Source organism: Paenibacillus sp. FSL W8-0919 (assembly GCF_038003785.1).
Lineage (GTDB): Bacteria > Bacillota > Bacilli > Paenibacillales > Paenibacillaceae > Paenibacillus_AQ > Paenibacillus_AQ lactis.
Genome location: NZ_JBBOPV010000001.1, coordinates 2,462,420 through 2,480,403, shown reverse-complemented (window position 1 = coordinate 2,480,403; position 17,984 = coordinate 2,462,420). Strand labels below are relative to the sequence as shown.

Below are 17,984 nucleotides of genomic sequence, written 5' to 3'. Positions count from 1 at the left end.
ATGGTATTAGTGGGTTGAGATTAAATTCAAAGTTGGACCGTCTTATTGAGGACATCGATTACATTCCCTTTTGCCTGTCGTTTGATTGACTTTTTAATTCCATTCCTCTTGTAAAGAATACAACTCCAAGGGCAGCAAATGTAACGTAATTGCTTATTCTTGCTATAACTGCCTCATCATCCTCATAATTAATCCAATACAACAGCGCAAATGGCGAAATGACCAATAAGATCTTCATAGCTAACATAAAAACATAGCGGACTTTTTCTTTTCGCGGATTCCCTTCTGCTGCAGCTAACGCCAGGGCAACCTTGGAAGAGTCATAGATTGTTATTAATAATGCGATGATACTTGTGTAAGCAGTAATTTTTACGCCGATGTCAATCCACGGAATAAAGGATACGATTGCAATGCCAATGTATATTCCTGCAGCCAAGTAGAATAGGTTGGTTTTAATTTTTCTGCGCAAAATTCTCGTTCCTCTCATGATAGTCCTTATAAGCGAATAGGTGTATTTTACCATATTCACGAAGAAATCAAAGATCATAAATCCTAGCAGCGTTACCGAAGGTGAATGAAGGTCTACATTCAGAATGGATTTTGGGTGTAGATTCACGATGCTAGATTCAAAATTAACAAAGAGCCAGCACACCTTAAAAGGTGTGCTGGCTCTTATAAAAAAGAAATTTACTTAAAAGAGCGTTCAGAAACGTGCATAGAGCCACCGGATCCATCCAAACTGCTTCTGAACGTGAAGGACCAGCCGGCAATGATAAATGCGTTCCCTTCTGCTATCGCATATTCTTTATAAGGAACCATGGCTTCACCTTCTAGTACCGTACCGTTTCTTGATCCTAAGTCCTTGAGCACATACCCTTCAGCTCCGCGCGACAGCTCCGCATGAGCCCGTGATGTACCTACACCCAGAGCCACATATTGCGCCACCTCGGCAGACCGGCCGATAATGAAGTGAGGCTGGTTAATTTCGACCCGCTCTGGCACACCGCCTTCCGGGGAGCGGACCTCCAAATAGGCATGTCGTTGCGGATGCTTCCCGGGAACAAAACCCTGACTTAACAGAACCGTTCCGCCATCCCCTGACGAGGATAAGATCTCGGTATGCTCGCTTAAATGCGCGTAGTAATCCTCCTCACCAGCTGCTGCTTCGGCGTTTCCGTATCCTTGAGAAGAAGAGCTTGCTCCTGGTTGGGAATACATTTCTAAAATTTTGTATGCTTCCTTGTTGCGGCCTGCCATAGACTGTCCCTGGTCATTGGTCGGACTTTGGGATTGTCCAGCAAAGCTGCTGCCTGGTTCTATCCCCCTGTCCGTGAAACCACTGGCCCCTATTCCACCCCGCAGCGAGGCTCCACCATGGAACGGAGTTTCCACGTTTTGATTTGATCCTTCATCGGCTTCAGTATCCGTTCTTGGAGATTTCCATCGCCATTTCTCTTTTGAATCAAGTGTCTTCCGATCATCCAGACGATCCTCCCGATGGATATGCTCTCCTCCATTTAGCAGTCCGGATAACGGGTCTGCCTGAAACCGGGGAGGCGCCTTCCATGCGGAGGGGCCGTAATGTTCAAGCTCGGTGGACTCCATCGCCGGCAGCGCACCTGACCATTGGTCCGTCCTGCGGAATAATGTCTGCAGCTTCCCCTGCCATCCCAGCCATGCTGCCGCGGCCAGCAGAATCGTAATACCTGCGGATAATCCGAGGGTGAGCAGAGATGGCCGGCTCAAATACAGCAATCGCCAGACTGCTGCAGCAGCCAGCATGCATGCTAATAATATATAGGTCCGAAGCGGGGAAGACTGCTCAGGGTCTTCAGGCTCCGCGCTTTCCTCATTCCGATCCGGGAGCCATGAGGCAGCCCCGAAGCGCGGGCGAATCGGCTTATCGATCCGTTCCGGTCGCTCCATTCCTGAATGGCCCGCTGAATGAATACTGCGGATAAGATTGCTCCGGTCAACGGGCGCTTCCTGCCCGGTCCTTGACCAGGCTCCAGCCTGATCATTCCCGGAATTCGGGCTTGTGCTGCCGGAGTTCAGCACGCTTGACCGAACAGGACGGATACCCGGCTCGCTTACGCTTAATTCCGGCCGGGTATCCGTCCGTCCAGAGATAACGCCATCATCTTCACCAGCAAGCAGCTCGATGATCAGCCTCTTCAAGCCGGGGAGACTAAAGCTCTGTTCCCCGCAAAATGACATTAAAGCCTGAACGCCTCTTCCCTTTAACTCCGTTACGGAAGCAAGAAGTCTTGTCATGCATTCTTTCAGGGATGACCTCAGCTGGCCGCTTTCATCCGTAGTCTCGAGCGGAAGGTAGGTTAAATACAGCGTCCCCAGCCGCAAGGATCCAGCAATAAATATGTAATCTTCGTGCAGAATGAAGTTTTCGGCCTTAAGCATATACAGACTGCTGTCATGCAATGCCGTCACAATCTGAAGCAGCAATCCGTAATACTCGGTCAGAGACATGCGCTCGGCTTTCAATGCTTGGGAGAGCATTTTCTTGCCGGTAATGTCATATTCCATCGTGATTTTGTAATCTACTTCCTTGATATGCAGCTTCAGAAAGTGGGGAATGCTTGACGAACGAATCATGCCTAACTGTACTTCATTGAGTTCATCGGCACGGATTCCCTGCTCCCGGTCGAGGATCATCATGGTCCTGTCGTTCTGAACAAAATCCGTTTTCAACCCTAACACGAATCGCACCTCCTACATATGGAGCATTATATACGCGCTGATGACCCCCGGAAGCACCGCGATCATGAACGGAAACCGCAGCTGCTCCTCCTGGCTGCTCCGCCATGGCGCAAGGCTTTTGAACATGAGTACTCCCATCATACTGCCGATAACTTTTCGCAATCTGAGAAATGTCTCCCGCCGCCATAATAAGATGGCGAGTGCAATCACCCCCGCAAACAGAACCGAGTACATGATCGACTGTAACGTGAACCACAGTCCGGTCCAGGCCCCGATTCCTCCAAACAGCTTGACGTCCCCGGCACCCACCGCTCCAATTACATACATGACCAGCAGGATGGAAAAACCTGTGCCAAGTCCCTGCAGCGAGAACAGCAGCCCTTCGCCCCCTGACAGGACACCGTGGTAGGTAAGCCCTAGAACCATGGAGGCAACCGTAAGCAGGTTAGGAATTTTCATAGAGCGAAGATCCGTTATAAAAGCAGCAATCAAATACATGGCACAAATACCATAAGCCATTCCCAAATGAAGTCATCTCCTTTCAGGGCAGGATACCGCACCGAAACGAACAGGGCCACACCCAGCCTCCATGAATGCGACTTTGTCCGTCCGCCTTGATGAATCGCTCAAGCTACTGAATATGCAGTGCCCGGTGAGTTCGAAAAACGGCAGGATCTCTGCCTGCTCACGGCCTAGCCACCACGGTAAACATCACTTCAAGTCGTTCTCCATTCCGCGTCTCCACTACGAACGGCCAAGTGCCGGGCGTTGTGTTGAAGCCGACATTCCATTCCCATTCGATATAGCCGTGTTCGTCCGCCGTTTTCCAGCCCAAATACTTGGCCGTGCTCTGCCCGCTTTTGTAATAAACGGACAGATTCGCATCCATTCCGGGCTCCACCTTCACCTTTACGGTCGCTTGCCGGCTTGCTACCGCAGGATTCGGCTTCTCGAGCAGCTGAATCGTCCCGCCGGGCGCACTGCCATCCCCGCCCGTTCCTTCCCCGCCCTCTCCTGTATCCCCGATCCACAGCCTTTCTTGGGCCTTCGCCTGCAGAACGATGCTTTTGTTCAGGAAAGGCACCCGAATCGGCAGATCATAATTGAGCTCGATTCCAAAGTACGGACTTTGTCCGCTTTTTAGATTCGGCACGCGCACATTGGATACATGAATCCTGTCGACATCCAGAAGGCCGCTTTGCGTGAACGGCTGCAGCAAAGGTTTAATCACAGGATCCAATACCGCTTCGACGGTCTGGTTCTTCAGCTGCTGCAGCGGCTCCTCACCCGTGGCAACAGCCTGAACAATCCACTCGTTGACAGGTGAAGGCAGCGAATCACTGTACTGTGAGGCCCAGTCGCTTAAAGATAGCCTCGGAATTTCCCAATGGGATGTGCTCTCCGACTCTACCGCTTCCCCACCTGCCGAATTCTGCTGAACGGCAAGCGACACCGGATACATGTGGGAGGCGACCATCTTGACTGCGTCCGCAGCCGTACCATGGAGTGCGGTTGAAATCAATGTCATCTGCACCATATAAATAAGAAAGATCACAAAAAACATGAACATCGGCAGCACTAGCGCTGCCTCGACAACGATGCTGCCCCGTTCTCCTCCAGCTCCGCCTCTACGGCCGCCTTTTGCCCAATCTGTAGATCGTTTCATTCCATGAGCTCCTGACCTAATAAGAAAAATCCGCTGTCCGCGTTACGATATAACGGTTGCCCTGAACCTCGTCCGCGCTGCCGAATACCTGACCCAGCGCTTTCGATAACCCGGGGAGAAACCATATTCGCATTGCCGTCTTCACTTCACCGGAAGCATACGTCATCCGCTCAGCCGGATTGACTCCGGTGTTAAGCCGGATTAAAGCCAGCATGCGGGACAGCTTCTTCTCGTTGTTGCTGTGAATAAACATAAATATTCTTAAATGATCGCGATACGTCAGCTTGACCGGAGCGTACCTGGACAGCTCAATCTCACCCGTTTTGCACAGCTCAATCATATCCGCGATTGCCTTTTCAATTCCGTACAGGAGAGCAGCAGCCAATATGGCTAGCGGGTTTCCCAGCTTACTGTTGACGACGAAGCCTTCCATCGTACGAATCGCGAGCCGGGAGGCAAATATTTCAGCATACGCGGCAGAAATATTTCCGGCGGGATTGTGAAAGCCGTAAAGGATGTATTCCACCTCCTGATTGGCAATCGCAAACTCCCCCGCCAGCTCGTCTACGGAGGATGAGCCGCTAATGATCCCGGACAGCTTCGACGGGTCGAAATGCTGAAAATAATGAACGGCATATTCATTCTGAAACAGCTCGTCCCTTACCCCGCCAAGAGCCTCCCCCATGAAGCCAAACATTCCGTCCATATTATCCATCGCAGCTTTGCCCGCGTCATACGGGTCATCATCCATGGATCTGCCCGAAGCTCCATCGTTTCGTTCTTGATTAAATTGAAGACTCTCATCGTAATAGGCTTGCAGTTTTCGAAACTCGTCCTGGATTGCCTGACTTTGGCCTTCAAGCCCGTTAATCGCGCTAATGACCCGGGAAGCCTCCTTCAATTTCCCGTTTGCCTGCTTCTCCATTGCCTTCCGCTCCTTGTCCGAAGAACGATACTGCTCCAGCTTCGCCTGATTACGGTCTACAACATTGGACGGCCCTGAAGTTCCGTAGCTCGAAATATATTCTCTGACAACTCGGCTCGCCTCCAGCACAGCCCCTTTCGCTCCACCGCCTCCTAATGAGGAACGAAGCGATGAAACGGACCGCTGTACCGACTGCTCCTGCAGCTGCTGGGATCTTATGTCCTCCTTCAGACCATGTAACAACTCTTCGCCATGGATCAATTGACCGGCCTGCTTCCGGATGGCCTGGATCGTCTCGGCGTCCGTGCCCTCCGAGGCAGATGCGGCAGGCGTGTTGTCACGTGTAACCAGATCGTAACCGGCGTTAGAGGAGCGGTTCTCGGATTCCTGAATCACTTGCTTCATCTCTTCGTTCAGGGTTCGGGCTTTCTCCCACAGCCTCAAAGCCTCGGTCAGCAGCTGGTCGTTCTCCCGCTGCAAACGGCTCGCCTCGGCTGATATTCGCGAACCGATCGACGAAACGCCTGCTTCGTAAGCCATAATGGAAAGGGTATACAGCTTCTCCTTGGGCGGCCTGTCGGCATCCTCCTGCTTCTTCGTCCAGTAATCCTCATATTGCGATGCTGCATCCGCCGCGGTTCGAATGCTACCGCCCAATGAAGCATCCTCGATAGATGTGCCGAGAGGATCCATGATATGCCTCGATAGCACTTCCGCATTCTTTCCCGCCTTGCGCTGCTTGTCCAGCATCTCATCAAGCGCAGCTTCACGCTTGTCATACAGCTTCCTAAGCTTCCGGAGCACATCCACCGTGTTGGAAGCTTCCTTCATGGATTGGGAGAGGGGTTTGAACTTGGAGACAAGCTCCAGCGTGAAATCAATCGGAGCTTTGTATTTCATATCCTCCAAAATCTGTCGGTTAAAGATTTCATACTCGCCGAGCGGACGCTGCAGCTGCAGACTGGAGCTGTCGACCTCCATGGAGAGCAGGTGAAAAGCATCGCTCCGCTCCCCGGGATTCAAGCTTTCGTTAAGCACCTTTCCCATGATCAGATCCCCGCTGGTGTCCCCTGAGGCATAAAGACCGTACTCCTGCTGGAGCCCGGGATCATAAGAGGACATCACGGACCGGACGGCGGCTCGGGTCAGCCTCTCGCTCTGCACCTTCATCGCAGCGATCCGGGAATAATCAATGAATACTGCCACAAACATAAATACCACGGCTAACGCAATAATCAGAAAAATGGATACTGATCCATCAGTGGACAGTCCCTTCCTTCCTCCGGCAATGCCTGTTCTTCTTAGCTTCGCCATGACTATCTCGTACCTCCGAACTTCCGTAATACGTCCCTAGCGGCTGATGGGTCCGTCCGATTCCTCCCGCCCTGAAACTTGGAGCCGTAGTATCTCATGACATCAACCGTTCGAATAAATTCAACCGGATCAACCACGACCGATTGCGCGCTAACCTGGATCCGTCCCCCATCTTCCAATAAACGGTTTAGCGGCGTTAACGATACCTGTTGATGCAGAGAGGTCGTTACTTTGCGAATAAGCAGCTGGTTGCTGTACTGCATCTCCCCGCTCATTCCGGCCGGTACGGCCGTGCTTCCTTTGGACATCTTAAGTTCAGGAAGATTTCCGTCCCGGTTCTCTCCCTGAGGGATCGATATGCTCTTGGGTGCTTCCCCGCCTGACAAACCAAACAAGGTCCCGAGCAGTTGATCATCCGTTAGCCGCCAATACAATGAATCATGCAATCCTTGCTCCACGGATCCGGAGGGTGCCGTTTTATGGCTGTTGTCCCAGATATATGCCGTGCGCTCGGACGCAGCAGCCGAAGCCTGAGCCAGCATGGATTTCTGGTAAATATATAGGCAGAGGAACAGAAGCAGCGCGGTTACAACCAGTACGATCGGAAGAACGAGAGAAGCCTCGATCGTGAAGCTTCCCGACTCGTCCCTCCATTTTCCAGGCTGCCGCCTACTCAAGGAACTCCTCAGACTTCGAGTTTACAGATCTGAACAGTTTGTCTACCAGCTCCGTAATTTCATCTTTGAATATTAGAGCGATAATTAAAATAACAACCAGAATGAGGATCATCTCCAACGTACCGATCCCGCTCTCATCCTTCCATAACCGCTTCATTCTGTTCTTTAGTATGGTCAGCATCATTGCATCCACCGATCCCTTCTACATGTTCATCATCATAAACGCAGGCGCGCCGAGCAATATTATGACAATCATAAAAATAACAACCATCGGAAACACCAGCTTCGAGGATGCCTGCTCCCCTCGGGTTCTGCCGATGGCCTTCCGTTTCTCCCACAGCACCCGGGATAAATCACGGAGGGCAAGCGCAAAGTCGTTTCCTCCCCGCCGGAAGTTCAGCAGCACCGTCGTCGTGAATATCGAAACCTCCTGGACGCCGCAGCGCTTATTAAACTGCTCGAAAGCCTGCTGGAACGGATGGCCTCCTTCCCATTCCAAGAGCATCCTCCCCAATTCGTTATAGAGGGGATGATTCTTGTCCTTGCTCCGCTCCACGCAATGCGCGATCGACCGTTGAACCGTCTCGCCCGCACCCACCAGCAGCACGATTTTGCTGAGGAGCTCCGGAAGCTCCATTACGATCTCCTGCTCACGCAGCAGCACTTTCTTTTGCATATCTCTGATCAATGCGATCGGCAGTAGTACACCTAGGCCAAATCCCGCGATCATTCCCATGGGTTCGCCCGTAAGCAATGACCAAATGCAGCCCCCGATCCAAATCAGCCAAGTATAAGCAAGCGCATCAGCCATGAACAGCAGCGTCATTTCCGGACTGCGCCGCAATCCGTGCAGTTTCTGGACCGAGCCTTGAATCCGGTAGAACCATATCGGAAATCTCATGGGAACTTTGCTTCGCTCCAGCAAATACACCAGCGGCGGCGTCAGCTTCTGCAGACGCAGTCCCTCCATGGGCAGCCTGCTCAGCTGCCGGTACCGTTCACCGCCGATCCGGTTCAGCACCACCCAACCACCCCCGAGCAGAACCATCAGCAGCGCGGATATCCATACCACCACGCTTCCCTCACCTCCTTATACCTTGATGTTCATCATCCTGGTAATCCACCAAAAGCACCCGACCAAAGCAATCAGAGCAGCGGTAGATATAAAGATCCCAGCCCCGCTGTGCATAGGCTCCATATAGTCCGGCGAAGTCATATTCATAAACAGCACCAATAAAAACGGAGCAGCCAGCAGCGCCTTGGATTCGAAGCGCTTCTGGGCGATCATGACGGAGATCTCCTGCTGTATATCCAGCTTCTCTCCAATAATGGAAGAGGTTCTTCGAACGACCTCGACCAGATCCCCGCCGGTTCGTTTACAAGTCGTAAAAACATCGGCGAAATTCGTAATATCCTCCATACTGGCTCTTCGCGCAAAATCCTGGAGAGCAGCCTCGATCGCCTCCCCGTATTCCAGCCGGGATCCGATGACTTTTAGCTCAAAGATCATGTCGCTCTCCCCGCCCGGATCCAGCAGGAGCAGATCCTGTACGGCATCCTTAAAACCGTTCTCCACCGATCGTCCGGCCGACAACGAAGAGGACAAGGAGTACAAAGTCTGCTTGAAATGAAGATTCAAGGTTCTCCGTCTTTGCTCCAGCCTGTGACGACGCCAAAACTTCGGAACGGCAAATCCCGCTGCCCCAAGAAGAAGTGACAAAATCACATGATGATAAAACAGATATCCGATCGCGAAGAATAACACCGCGCCGAGCAGTATACATAGCACCTTCTCTCGCTTGGACAATACGTACACGCTGTAGTCGGGCAGCCGGCTGCTGCTGTCGGGTTGCTGGCGCTGAGGCTCTATCCGATCCTTTGGTCTCTTCGGCTTCACTCCCGCTTTATCCGCTTTCACGGATCTCATGAGGCTGCTGGCCTTCATAAGAGTCACCTCCATCCCCTTGCAGGGGCCAGGCGGTAATGCCGGCCATCCGCAGCTTCTCCGTCCCTCGCAGCGGATTGCCGCAGGCTTCGAGACGGCCAAGCACCTTGCCGTCAGCCTCCCCGGTTTCTTGAAAGCGGTACAACGGGTTTAACTGCACTTCCCCGCCGCTCATCCCGACCACCTCACTGATCTCCGTCACACGACGCGAACGGTCTCTAAGCCGTGTTAAATGAATGAAGATGTCGACAGCCGAACTGATTTGCTGACGGACAACGCTGATTGGCAGCTCTGAGCCGCTCAGCACCATCGTCTCCAATCGGCTGATCATATCCCTCACGCTATTAGCGTGGCCAGTCGAAAGGCTGCCTTCATGCCCTGTGTTCATTGCCTGCAGCATATCCAGCGCCTCGCTGCCGCGGACCTCGCCGACAACGATGCGATTCGGGCGCATCCGCAGCGACGAACGGATCAAGTCACGGATCGTAATCTCGCCCCGTCCCTCCGTATTGGCATTCCGCGTCTCCAGTGATACCAGATTCGGCACCGTAACAATCTTCAGCTCGGCGGAGTCCTCAATCGTGATGACCCGTTCATCGGGCGGGATGAACTGGGAAAGTGCGTTCAAGAATGTGGTCTTCCCCGAGCCGGTCCCCCCGCCGATGAAAATGTTGTACTTGCCCCTGACCAGGATTCGAAGCAGCTCTGCCGCCTCCGGGCATAATGCGTCCCGTCCCACCAAATCCTCCATCGTCATCGGCGCATCCGGAAACTTTCGGATCGTCATGGTCGGCCCCTTAAGCGCGATAGGCGGAAGCACGATATTCACCCTGGACCCATCCTTCAGCCGGGCGTCCACGATGGGCACAGACTCGTTCACGACCCGATTGACACTCCCCACGATACTCTGGATAATGTCCTCCAGCCTTCCCTGCGATTCGAACTGCAGCGGCACCTGCTTCACCTCTCCGTCCTGCTCGATGAAGATCTCCCGGTGGCTGTTAATCATAATCTCCGTAATTCGGGGATTGTCGACGAGCGGCTGCAGCACATCCAGCCCGCGAAAGGAATCGTACACTCTGCGAACCAAAGTCCGTTTCTCCATGGCCGTCAGTCCTGCAAGCTCCTGTCTCCTCCACACCAAGTCCTCTATGCGCGCCATGAATTCGGAATTATGGACGCTGCCGGTCATATCCAGCTCCGACCGAATCTGATCCCTAACCGAACGGAACTGCTCCTCATGCATAGAGTTCCCCCCTATTTTCGCCGGACAGCCCGAAATCTCCACCCCCAAGGAGCTGCCGGCACAGCTTCAGAACTTCCCTTTGGTATATCGGTGACATCAGCAGCAGCTCCTGCTGGTGAAGCTGCTTCCAGGAGGGGATATAAGGCAGCATGCAATCGATCCGGATGTCTTGCCGAGGAGGCCTGTTCACAAGCTGTCCGGTATAACGGTTGACAACAAACCTGCTCCGCTTCATCAAGCCGCCCGAGAAGCTCTCGCCCGACTGCAGCAGCTGGTCGATCCGGATTCCGCTTTTAAACATGCTGATCGGATCGTCCAGCAGGACCCAGATCAACGCACCGGTATGCTCAAGCACCGCTTGCAGCCTCTCCTCCCGGACCCCCGACGCTCCATCCGTATCCACAACAATGACATCGTACTGGCCGGCGGATCCAAGCGATCGAAGCAGCAGCTCCGTATCGGACCTTGTCATCTCCATGATCTCTTTCACGTGCAGGCTCGGCTCGAACGTGTCGCATTTCAGCCCCTGATGCCTGAGTCGGTACGGCATAACCTGAAGAACATTCTCTGATCCGCCTTCCTGAGCGGCCTTGATATCGTACAGAAGCCGGGAAAAGCTTCCCACCATTCCGTCGCAGCCTGAAGGAAACAGCACGCTACTGTTGACGCTCTCCAAATTGAGGTAAAACACCCGCAGTCCCAATACGGCAAACTGCTTGGCCATATTCATCGCCAGCGTGCTCTTGCCGCACCCGCTCAAGGGAGAAAGAACTCCGATGACGGCAGCCATTCCGGTCTGGAGTCCCGCGCCGCCGCTGATCCCATTGCTGCCTCCCGATAAGGTACTGCTTCCGTGGCAGCGGGCGGATATCGCTTCCAGCAGCTTCGGCAGCGGCTGGTACTTGGCAGTATGGGATCCTCCCGCCGGACAAGAAGCAGGCATCCCAGCACCGTCGTTAAGCAGCAGCCAAGGCACAGTCGGGTCGCCAAGCTGGAACCATGCCATCAGCATCTCTGCATCTCCAACCACGAGAGCTGGGGGTTCTCCCGACTCCATATAATGAAGAAACGCATCCTGCCGTGTGAAGGCGGTTATCTGCATCGACGAGCTATAGGAGCTTCCGTTTACGTAGTTCAGCAGCGGTTCTACATACCTGGAATCCTGTACGGCCAGCACGAATCGTACCGATAGCATTGCATATATCCCCTCTTCCTTTCCCTGACAACGCAAAAAAGCACCATTCATACCGCAACCCTGCGGTTCATGAACGGTGCTTCCGTTGACTTGTTATAATTTGACATTAGAATAGCATAGCCGCCAGCAGACGGCAAGCATTATTTTTCTGTAGGATATATGCCTTTGCCGCTATTGCCAAAACAAGGATATATGCAATACTATAAAAGCTTGGAGCAAATATTTCGTATATAGAACTTCCTTATATAGGATGGGTTAATAGAGTCTCCTAATCCCTACCCATACATATCATACAGCCTAGTCAGGAGAGTGACATCACGTGAAGAAACGAATCTTAACCGCACTGTTAACCGGTCTGCTGCTGTTGTCCGGCTGCAGCCAGCCGCTGGCGCCCCCTGCTTCGAACGAAAAGGCAGCTGCCGCCTCCCAAACGGAGCAGACAACGTCCACGAAGGCGGCACAAAGCCAAAGTCCGAACGGGAAGCAAGGCTCTTATCCTACTGACGACCTGAACCTGCCCCGGGTACCCGTCGAGCTCGTCAAGGCGGTGGACGGAGACACGATCAGCGTTATGTTTGAAGGCAAGAAGGAGAACGTCCGGATGCTGCTGATTGACACGCCCGAAACAAGCCATCCCAAGCTGGGAGTCCAGCCTTTCGGACCGGAGGCCAAAGCTTTCACGAAGGAGCTCGTTGAGCAAGCCGACAAGCTCGAATTGGAATTCGATATCGGTCCGAACAGGGATAAGTACTCTCGGTTGCTTGCGTACGTTTATGTAGACGGAAAAATGGTCCAAGAAGCGCTGCTCGAGCAGGGACTGGCGCGGGTAGCCTATATTTATCCTCCGAACGTCCGTTATGTCGATAAATTCAATGATCTTCAGCGCATCAGCAGGGAAAAGGCGCTCGGCATTTGGAGCGTGGAGAATTACGCGCAGGAGGACGGCTTCCACCCTGGAGAACAGGACGGGGACGAGCAGTCCAAAACCGCTGCAACCGGCGCCGCATCCGGGGAATCGCCGGAACCGGCAGAGACAGGAGCTGCGGGCAGCACCAAGTCCGGCTGCAGCATCAAAGGGAACATCAACTCGAAAGGCGAAAAGATCTACCACACACCCGAATCGCCGTACTACGAGCGGACAAAGGAGGAGCAATGGTTCTGCACCGAGGAGGAGGCCGTCGCGGCCGGGTTCCGGGCTCCCCGCTCATAGGGGCCATTCGCATTCTGGGGATTACGACAGGAACCGGCGCCGGATATCCGGCGTCGGTATCATGCATGCCTCGGAGCGGCCGAACCAGCGGTAACGGTTCTTGGCCACGATGCGGTACGCACGGTCCCGGATCGGACGAGGCACGATGATCATCGCATAGGCGAGCGGCCACGGAAAGCGGAGCCGCCGGGCAATGCGCAGCGCCCCCTGCGACCGGGTGTAGTACTTTCCTTTTTCGATCAGCACCATCGTATCCCCGCCATCCGGCATCAGTCCTCCCTGCTCCAGCAGTGACTGCCCGATCTCCGATTGGAGCGACGCGAACCGGAAATGGCCGGCTGGATCCCGCTGGATAATAAATCGGGTCAAGCCTTGGCACAAGTGACACACCCCGTCAATCAACACGATAGCGTATTCTTCGTTATCCTTGCTCGGCTTTTTCATAATCAACCTGCCCTCCTTTGGTTACGATGCGACACTCGAAAACTCGCCCAATAAGAAAAAACGCAGGAAAATTCCCGCGCTTCATCATAAGTCGCCTTATTCAGATTCGACCGCTTTGTTCAACCACTCGCCGTCTCTCATCTGCTGATCGAAATCATCTGAAAATCTATCCATGCATTTACAAATGAAATCCTTGCGGCATACCGGGCATGGCACTTTCCCAAGCCGGCTCAGCGCCGTCATCTTCCATTCAGGAAACCGGTTGTAGAACACGCGGCAATCCGTTCCGTCAGCCAAATGGATAATGAATTCGTACAACCCTTCCTTCTCATTGCTCCCAGCTTTGGTTACATCTGTAATCTGCGGTTTGTATGGCATGTCATCACCCGTTTATATTGATTTGTAATTGCTTATGACTGGTTGTACTTTCTGGTACTTAGTCATATTAAAGAATTTTAAAGGCGATGTCAACCGAAGAACACATCAAGGATCGAGCCGATTTGGCCGCGCTTTTTCCCCTCCAAAATATCCGGATTAAACACTTCCACATACCCGCAATGGGTGCAGGATACAAATAAAAAATGATTGTGCTGAATATCGAACAGCTTGCTGAGCCCCGCTCCCGACATGGATACTTCCTTCGTCTCGCAATGCGTCCCGCGGCATTTGCTGCAGACAAACCGTTCAGCGATCATCTCTTCAATACGCATAGTATGCGCTCCTTTCATGCTGCCTTTTCATAAAGGAATACGGGAGAGTATGGAAGAAGTTCCATATTGTTGTGCCATAAAAAAGGGGATTATCCCGCATGGAGGACAATCCCCTTCTATTTCAATCGTCAGACTACGTTAAGCTCCACATCGATGTTGCCTCGCGTCGCTTTGGAATACGGACAGAAAGCATGCGCCTTTTTGGCAAGCTCCTCGGCCTGGCTCCGCTCGATTCCCGGCATCTCAATCTTCAGCTTCACGGCCAGCTTAAAGCCGTCGTCCGCCTCATCCTTGCCGATCATCACCTGGGAATGGATGGTCACGTCTTTGAGCGTTACCCCTTCCTTGCGGGCGATATTCGCCAGCGCGCTTTCGTAGCAAGCCCCGTATCCCGCCGCGAACAATTGCTCCGGATTGGTTCCTTCCCCTCCGGGCCCGCCTAGCTCCTTCGGCATGCTAAGCTTATGATTAAGAGCTCCGTCGGACGACTGGATCGAGCCCTCGCGTCCACCAACAACCTTCACGTCAGCCGTGTACAATGGTTTCATAACTCGCCTCACTCCTTCATGCCCTATTATGAACGCTACAATAAGACTTTAAACTTGTGGCACAAATTGAAACGGTATGTAAAGGCTTTGTCGGCACAGGAAAGAGTCAAACCGGGGCGTTCGAGACAACAAAAAAAGCCGATGCCCAAGCTTACGCTTGAACAACAGCTTCTTATGCCGATTCAATCATAATGCGGTAGAGAGGACTCGAACCTCCACGGGTATACACCCACTACCCCCTCAAGATAGCGTGTCTGCCATTCCACCACTACCGCATATAATAAAGAAGTTCTTCAGCAGAACATTCCCTATTATATAGCCATAATCCACAATTGTAAAGATCCAATTATTTCCCGCACGCCATAGCCTTGACGCTAAGTCTTCTCGTTTCGCTTATCCCTGCGGTAAGCCGAAAACTCAAGGTACTCCCGGATGAACTCCTTCTCGCGCTCTTCGAGACCCGACAGCGCGGATAGCGCCGTTTCCGCCTCATATTCCTCTCTCGTTTCATTCACCCGGGTGGTGGGCTTGCCCTTCCCGATAATCAACCAGTCCAGGCTAACGGAGAAAAATGCTGCTATTTCAATTAATTTATTCGTACTCGGCGTTGTTTTCCCTCGCTTCCAGTCACCAAAATTCCCTGTGCTGATCCCGAGGGTTTCACAGAACGCCTTCTTCGTCATACCCCGGCTTTCTATCAGATGTTCGATTCGTTGGTAAATAGACTGCATCAAACAACCGCCTTCCTGATTCTCTTTCCAAAGAAAATAACTTATTTACGTATTTTACTCTTGCAAAAGCACTTAAAAACGTGTATAATCTAACTATGTTGCCTAAATTATACCATAGGACCCATGGATCGTTGTACCTTTTACCCATGAGTCTATTTCGTAAGAGGAGCGAACCCTTTTGCCCTACGATACCATGAGCACAGCTTGGAACTATGCCGTCCATGCATTGAACAGGGGCTTAATGATCATTACGCCCGACGGCATGATCGATAAGATAAACGATCCGCTTGTAACGATGTCCGTAAGATATGGTGTCTCGCCTGAATTTCAATGGCAAGGGGCATCATTTTTTGATATTATGCCCTGGTGCTTTGGGGAGGTCGATTTTGGCTGCTTGGATGGTGAACATTATTTATCCTCGGTCAGAGCCGTTCTGGAAGGCAGCCAGCCGGATTGCGTCCTGGAGTATTCGGTCTCCAGGAACCGTAAAGTATTCTGGGTGCTATGCGAGGTACAGCCGCTGTCCGTAAGCAGCGACAATTTCATTCACGGCGCCATCCTTTCCTTTACCGACATTACAAAGTATAAGCAGCGGCAAATCCTGCTTGAGCAGACGATTGCCCGCAGCCTTCCGCTCCCGGAGCACATCCCCATCTGCGCCGTATGCAAGCATGTCAGCCAGGAAGAGACTTGGGAACCGGTGGAAAGCTATCTTGAGAGCCGCCTTCCCATCGAATTCACGCATGATATTTGTCCCGAATGCATCCGCAGACTCTATCCGAAATATTCCTCCGCGCTGGACGATGACCCTACCGGAGAAACGGAGGAATAACCAGACTCATCGTTCGCCTCGCTTTTCGTACATTCGCCATTCCCGGAGTTCGCCACCCTGGCGGCCTGCAGCCTATGCGGGCGGATTCAAATACGAGCACATTATAAAAAAAGCAGTATAGGATCCATCGGGTCCCATACTGCTTTTGTTTTGTTATAACTGGTTATATCTGCGTTGCTTCCTATTATGAACTGATCAGACGAAGAAGCGGGCTTACCAGAGACGGCAGCACGGATACATGGCCCTCCCCTTCGATTTCATGAAGCTCGGTATGCAGCAAATGCCGGTGCTCTCGCAGCTTCTCATATAAATCCCTTGCATCTTGGACCATGGCGGGCTTTTCTTCGGTACCGACAAAAATGCTCAGCTCCCGCTGCAAGTCGAACGGCTGAAGGAATGGCTTGGAGACCTCCCATGTCTTATACAGCACATGCTGCTTCCACCAGACCGATGGGCTCGCTGCAATATACCGCCGAAAGATGTGGGGCCTCGTGAACAGCGCATAGAGCACAAAGAAACCGCCCAAAGAATGGCCGAACACCGACTGCTTCTCGGGATTCACCGGATATCGCGACGCAATGCGGGGGATCAGCTGAAGCTCGATAAAATCCAGGAAGTCTTCGGCGCCGCCGGTTTCCGGCCACGGCATTCCGTTCGGACGGACGGGGAGCTCTTGTGCCGCTGCAGGCACGGTATAATCGTAAAACCGCTCATCCGTCACGATCGGACTGTCACTGTCGTAGCCGATCCCGACGATGATGGAAGGCGTTATGCCGCGCGGTGTACGGGATTGCAGCCTCACCGCCTCCGCCAGCGTCCCGAAGGATGCGTTGGCATCAAGCGAATACAGCACCGGATAGCCGCACTCAGGCGGCGGTCCCATCGGCTCGGCCACGGATATTCGGTATACGCGCCCAGTCGACTCCGACTGCATGCTCCATGTAACCGTGCCTGATATGCGATAAACGGGCCCAGCCGTCTCCGGGATGCCGCGTATTCCTTCCGCCGCAACGGCTTGTCCCGCTGTGCTTGCATCATGCTCCGCTGCTGCCCGGGACTTCTCAGCCCCCCTGCCATCTTCGGCAAACAGCCACGATACGGCATCCGGGAATCTTCTGGACATAAAAATCGGATCATGGGTTCCATCCGAGTCCACGTGTAGCTTAACCCTGGAATCCGCTCCTTCTTTCCCCGTCCAAATGCGGTATGCCTCCAGATTGCTCGGGGTCATAAACTGCTGGATTCCTTGCTTATACGCACCTTCGTATTGACCGACCGACATATAGACCCGGAGGCCCGGCGGCAGCTTCTCATGGCCACGGATGAACTCCATGACGCCTTCGTACCATAATGAGGCCGATAGCATGCCGATCCGTCCGAACGTATCCGGCCGCCAATACCCTGCGAACATGGAGATCAGCCCGCCGAACGAGGCGCCGATGATCCCCGTATGCTCCGCCTCCGGCAGCGTCCGGTAACGTTCGTCAATGTAAGGCTTGATGCGATCGGCGACTTCATCGACGTACTCTCTTCCCCGTCCCCCAAAAGGAGGACGGCCTTCAAGCAGCGACTTCGCCGGCCATGGCGTATATTCATCATTCCGGTTCTCCGTCGCGATCCCGACCAGGATCAGCTCTCCGAGCCTTCCGTCGTTGAACAGATGCTCTAAATAATTCAGGCAATCCATGAAGGAATCGCCGCCGTCCTGAACATAAGCTACAGGATAGCAGCGGTCCGAATGGTGATAAGAGGGGGGCAAATACAGGGTTAGTTCTCGGTCCAAGGCCGAAAGCTTCTGATATCGGTTCATTGTTCCTCCCCGG

General features: G+C 53.0%; 19 protein-coding genes and 1 tRNA gene. 2 read left to right on the top strand and 18 right to left on the bottom strand.

Annotated features, from left to right (window positions below):
- Positions 1-58 precede the first annotated feature (58 nt).
- From NST44_RS11045 to NST44_RS10995, 11 genes are all read right to left on the bottom strand, one after another.
- Positions 59-487, bottom strand: coding sequence for a hypothetical protein (locus NST44_RS11045; RefSeq protein WP_340899386.1), 429 nt, complete (start codon positions 485-487; stop codon positions 59-61).
- Between the two features lie 200 nt (positions 488-687).
- Positions 688-2,718, bottom strand: coding sequence for a DUF6382 domain-containing protein (locus tag NST44_RS11040; protein WP_244869085.1), 2,031 nt, complete (start codon positions 2,716-2,718; stop codon positions 688-690).
- A gap of 12 nt (positions 2,719-2,730) precedes the next feature.
- The gene (locus NST44_RS11035) at positions 2,731-3,243 is read right to left on the bottom strand and encodes an A24 family peptidase (protein ID WP_213613791.1); all 513 of its coding nucleotides are present in this window, start codon (positions 3,241-3,243) and stop codon (positions 2,731-2,733) included.
- Positions 3,244-3,403: 160 nt separating this feature from the next.
- On the bottom strand, positions 3,404-4,384 hold the full coding sequence (locus NST44_RS11030; protein WP_213613793.1) for a TadE/TadG family type IV pilus assembly protein: 981 nt from the start codon (positions 4,382-4,384) through the stop codon (positions 3,404-3,406).
- Between the two features lie 16 nt (positions 4,385-4,400).
- Complete coding sequence (locus NST44_RS11025) at positions 4,401-6,623, bottom strand: hypothetical protein (RefSeq protein ID WP_213613795.1); 2,223 nt, start codon at positions 6,621-6,623, stop codon at positions 4,401-4,403.
- 2 nt (positions 6,624-6,625) lie between these two features.
- Positions 6,626-7,300, bottom strand: a complete 675-nt coding sequence (locus NST44_RS11020; protein ID WP_213613797.1) for a TadE family protein — start codon at positions 7,298-7,300, stop codon at positions 6,626-6,628.
- Positions 7,293-7,484, bottom strand: a complete 192-nt coding sequence (locus tag NST44_RS11015; protein ID WP_007132405.1) for a Flp1 family type IVb pilin — start codon at positions 7,482-7,484, stop codon at positions 7,293-7,295. The genes NST44_RS11020 and NST44_RS11015 overlap by 8 nt, the downstream gene beginning before the upstream one ends.
- Positions 7,485-7,502: 18 nt before the next feature.
- Positions 7,503-8,348: a type II secretion system F family protein gene (locus NST44_RS11010; RefSeq protein ID WP_373872020.1), complete on the bottom strand. Its 846-nt coding sequence runs from the start codon at positions 8,346-8,348 to the stop codon at positions 7,503-7,505.
- Positions 8,349-8,390: 42 nt separating this feature from the next.
- Positions 8,391-9,245: a type II secretion system F family protein gene (locus NST44_RS11005; protein ID WP_028406507.1), complete on the bottom strand. Its 855-nt coding sequence runs from the start codon at positions 9,243-9,245 to the stop codon at positions 8,391-8,393.
- Positions 9,205-10,491, bottom strand: a complete 1,287-nt coding sequence (locus NST44_RS11000; RefSeq protein ID WP_007132402.1) for a CpaF family protein — start codon at positions 10,489-10,491, stop codon at positions 9,205-9,207. Before NST44_RS11000 ends, NST44_RS11005 begins: the two co-directional genes overlap by 41 nt.
- Positions 10,484-11,686, bottom strand: a complete 1,203-nt coding sequence (locus NST44_RS10995; RefSeq protein WP_213613799.1) for a hypothetical protein — start codon at positions 11,684-11,686, stop codon at positions 10,484-10,486. Before NST44_RS10995 ends, NST44_RS11000 begins: the two co-directional genes overlap by 8 nt.
- Positions 11,687-12,005: 319 nt before the next feature.
- On the opposite strand from NST44_RS10995, the gene NST44_RS10990 reads away from it, so the two are divergent.
- Positions 12,006-12,896, top strand: a complete 891-nt coding sequence (locus NST44_RS10990; RefSeq protein WP_213613801.1) for a thermonuclease family protein — start codon at positions 12,006-12,008, stop codon at positions 12,894-12,896.
- Between the two features lie 21 nt (positions 12,897-12,917).
- On the opposite strand, the gene NST44_RS10985 is transcribed toward NST44_RS10990, so the two are convergent.
- The 6 genes from NST44_RS10985 to NST44_RS10960 form a co-directional block, all read right to left on the bottom strand.
- The gene (locus tag NST44_RS10985) at positions 12,918-13,340 is read right to left on the bottom strand and encodes a thiol-disulfide oxidoreductase DCC family protein (RefSeq protein WP_213613803.1); all 423 of its coding nucleotides are present in this window, start codon (positions 13,338-13,340) and stop codon (positions 12,918-12,920) included.
- 96 nt (positions 13,341-13,436) lie between these two features.
- Positions 13,437-13,718 carry a hypothetical protein gene (locus NST44_RS10980; RefSeq protein WP_028406504.1) on the bottom strand — a complete coding sequence of 94 codons (282 nt, stop codon included), beginning with the start codon at positions 13,716-13,718 and terminating at the stop codon, positions 13,437-13,439.
- 89 nt (positions 13,719-13,807) lie between these two features.
- Positions 13,808-14,050 carry a zinc ribbon domain-containing protein gene (locus tag NST44_RS10975; protein ID WP_007132397.1) on the bottom strand — a complete coding sequence of 81 codons (243 nt, stop codon included), beginning with the start codon at positions 14,048-14,050 and terminating at the stop codon, positions 13,808-13,810.
- A 128-nt stretch (positions 14,051-14,178) separates the two neighbouring features.
- A complete protein-coding gene (locus tag NST44_RS10970; RefSeq protein ID WP_213613805.1) occupies positions 14,179-14,598 on the bottom strand; it encodes an organic hydroperoxide resistance protein in 420 nt (139 codons plus the stop codon).
- A 192-nt stretch (positions 14,599-14,790) separates the two neighbouring features.
- A tRNA-Leu gene (locus NST44_RS10965) sits at positions 14,791-14,873 on the bottom strand.
- A 99-nt stretch (positions 14,874-14,972) separates the two neighbouring features.
- The gene (locus tag NST44_RS10960) at positions 14,973-15,329 is read right to left on the bottom strand and encodes a helix-turn-helix domain-containing protein (RefSeq protein ID WP_210094585.1); all 357 of its coding nucleotides are present in this window, start codon (positions 15,327-15,329) and stop codon (positions 14,973-14,975) included.
- Between the two features lie 178 nt (positions 15,330-15,507).
- On the opposite strand from NST44_RS10960, the gene NST44_RS10955 reads away from it, so the two are divergent.
- Complete coding sequence (locus tag NST44_RS10955) at positions 15,508-16,161, top strand: PAS domain-containing protein (RefSeq protein ID WP_007132394.1); 654 nt, start codon at positions 15,508-15,510, stop codon at positions 16,159-16,161.
- A 184-nt stretch (positions 16,162-16,345) separates the two neighbouring features.
- Here NST44_RS10955 and NST44_RS10950 read toward each other — a convergent pair whose 3' ends face one another.
- Positions 16,346-17,971, bottom strand: a complete 1,626-nt coding sequence (locus tag NST44_RS10950; protein ID WP_213613807.1) for an alpha/beta hydrolase — start codon at positions 17,969-17,971, stop codon at positions 16,346-16,348.
- Positions 17,972-17,984 lie beyond the last annotated feature (13 nt).

Excerpts from the sequence above, each read along its gene's own strand:
- NST44_RS11030 (WP_213613793.1), bottom strand. The coding sequence starts at position 4,384 with ATGAAACGATCTACAGATTGGGCAAAAGGCGGCCGTAGAGGCGGAGCT.
- NST44_RS10975 (WP_007132397.1), bottom strand. The coding sequence starts at position 14,050 with ATGCGTATTGAAGAGATGATCGCTGAACGGTTTGTCTGCAGCAAATGC.
- NST44_RS10970 (WP_213613805.1), bottom strand. The coding sequence starts at position 14,598 with ATGAAACCATTGTACACGGCTGACGTGAAGGTTGTTGGTGGACGCGAG.
- NST44_RS11000 (WP_007132402.1), bottom strand. The coding sequence starts at position 10,491 with ATGCATGAGGAGCAGTTCCGTTCGGTTAGGGATCAGATTCGGTCGGAG.
- NST44_RS11005 (WP_028406507.1), bottom strand. The coding sequence starts at position 9,245 with ATGAAGGCCAGCAGCCTCATGAGATCCGTGAAAGCGGATAAAGCGGGA.
- NST44_RS11025 (WP_213613795.1), bottom strand. The coding sequence starts at position 6,623 with ATGGCGAAGCTAAGAAGAACAGGCATTGCCGGAGGAAGGAAGGGACTG.
- NST44_RS10950 (WP_213613807.1), bottom strand. The coding sequence starts at position 17,971 with ATGAACCGATATCAGAAGCTTTCGGCCTTGGACCGAGAACTAACCCTG.
- NST44_RS10980 (WP_028406504.1), bottom strand. The coding sequence starts at position 13,718 with ATGCCATACAAACCGCAGATTACAGATGTAACCAAAGCTGGGAGCAAT.
- NST44_RS11045 (WP_340899386.1), bottom strand. The coding sequence starts at position 487 with ATGAGAGGAACGAGAATTTTGCGCAGAAAAATTAAAACCAACCTATTC.
- NST44_RS10960 (WP_210094585.1), bottom strand. The coding sequence starts at position 15,329 with ATGCAGTCTATTTACCAACGAATCGAACATCTGATAGAAAGCCGGGGT.
- NST44_RS11015 (WP_007132405.1), bottom strand. The coding sequence starts at position 7,484 with ATGATGCTGACCATACTAAAGAACAGAATGAAGCGGTTATGGAAGGAT.
- NST44_RS11010 (WP_373872020.1), bottom strand. The coding sequence starts at position 8,348 with ATGGTTCTGCTCGGGGGTGGTTGGGTGGTGCTGAACCGGATCGGCGGT.
- NST44_RS10995 (WP_213613799.1), bottom strand. The coding sequence starts at position 11,686 with ATGCTATCGGTACGATTCGTGCTGGCCGTACAGGATTCCAGGTATGTA.
- NST44_RS10985 (WP_213613803.1), bottom strand. The coding sequence starts at position 13,340 with ATGAAAAAGCCGAGCAAGGATAACGAAGAATACGCTATCGTGTTGATT.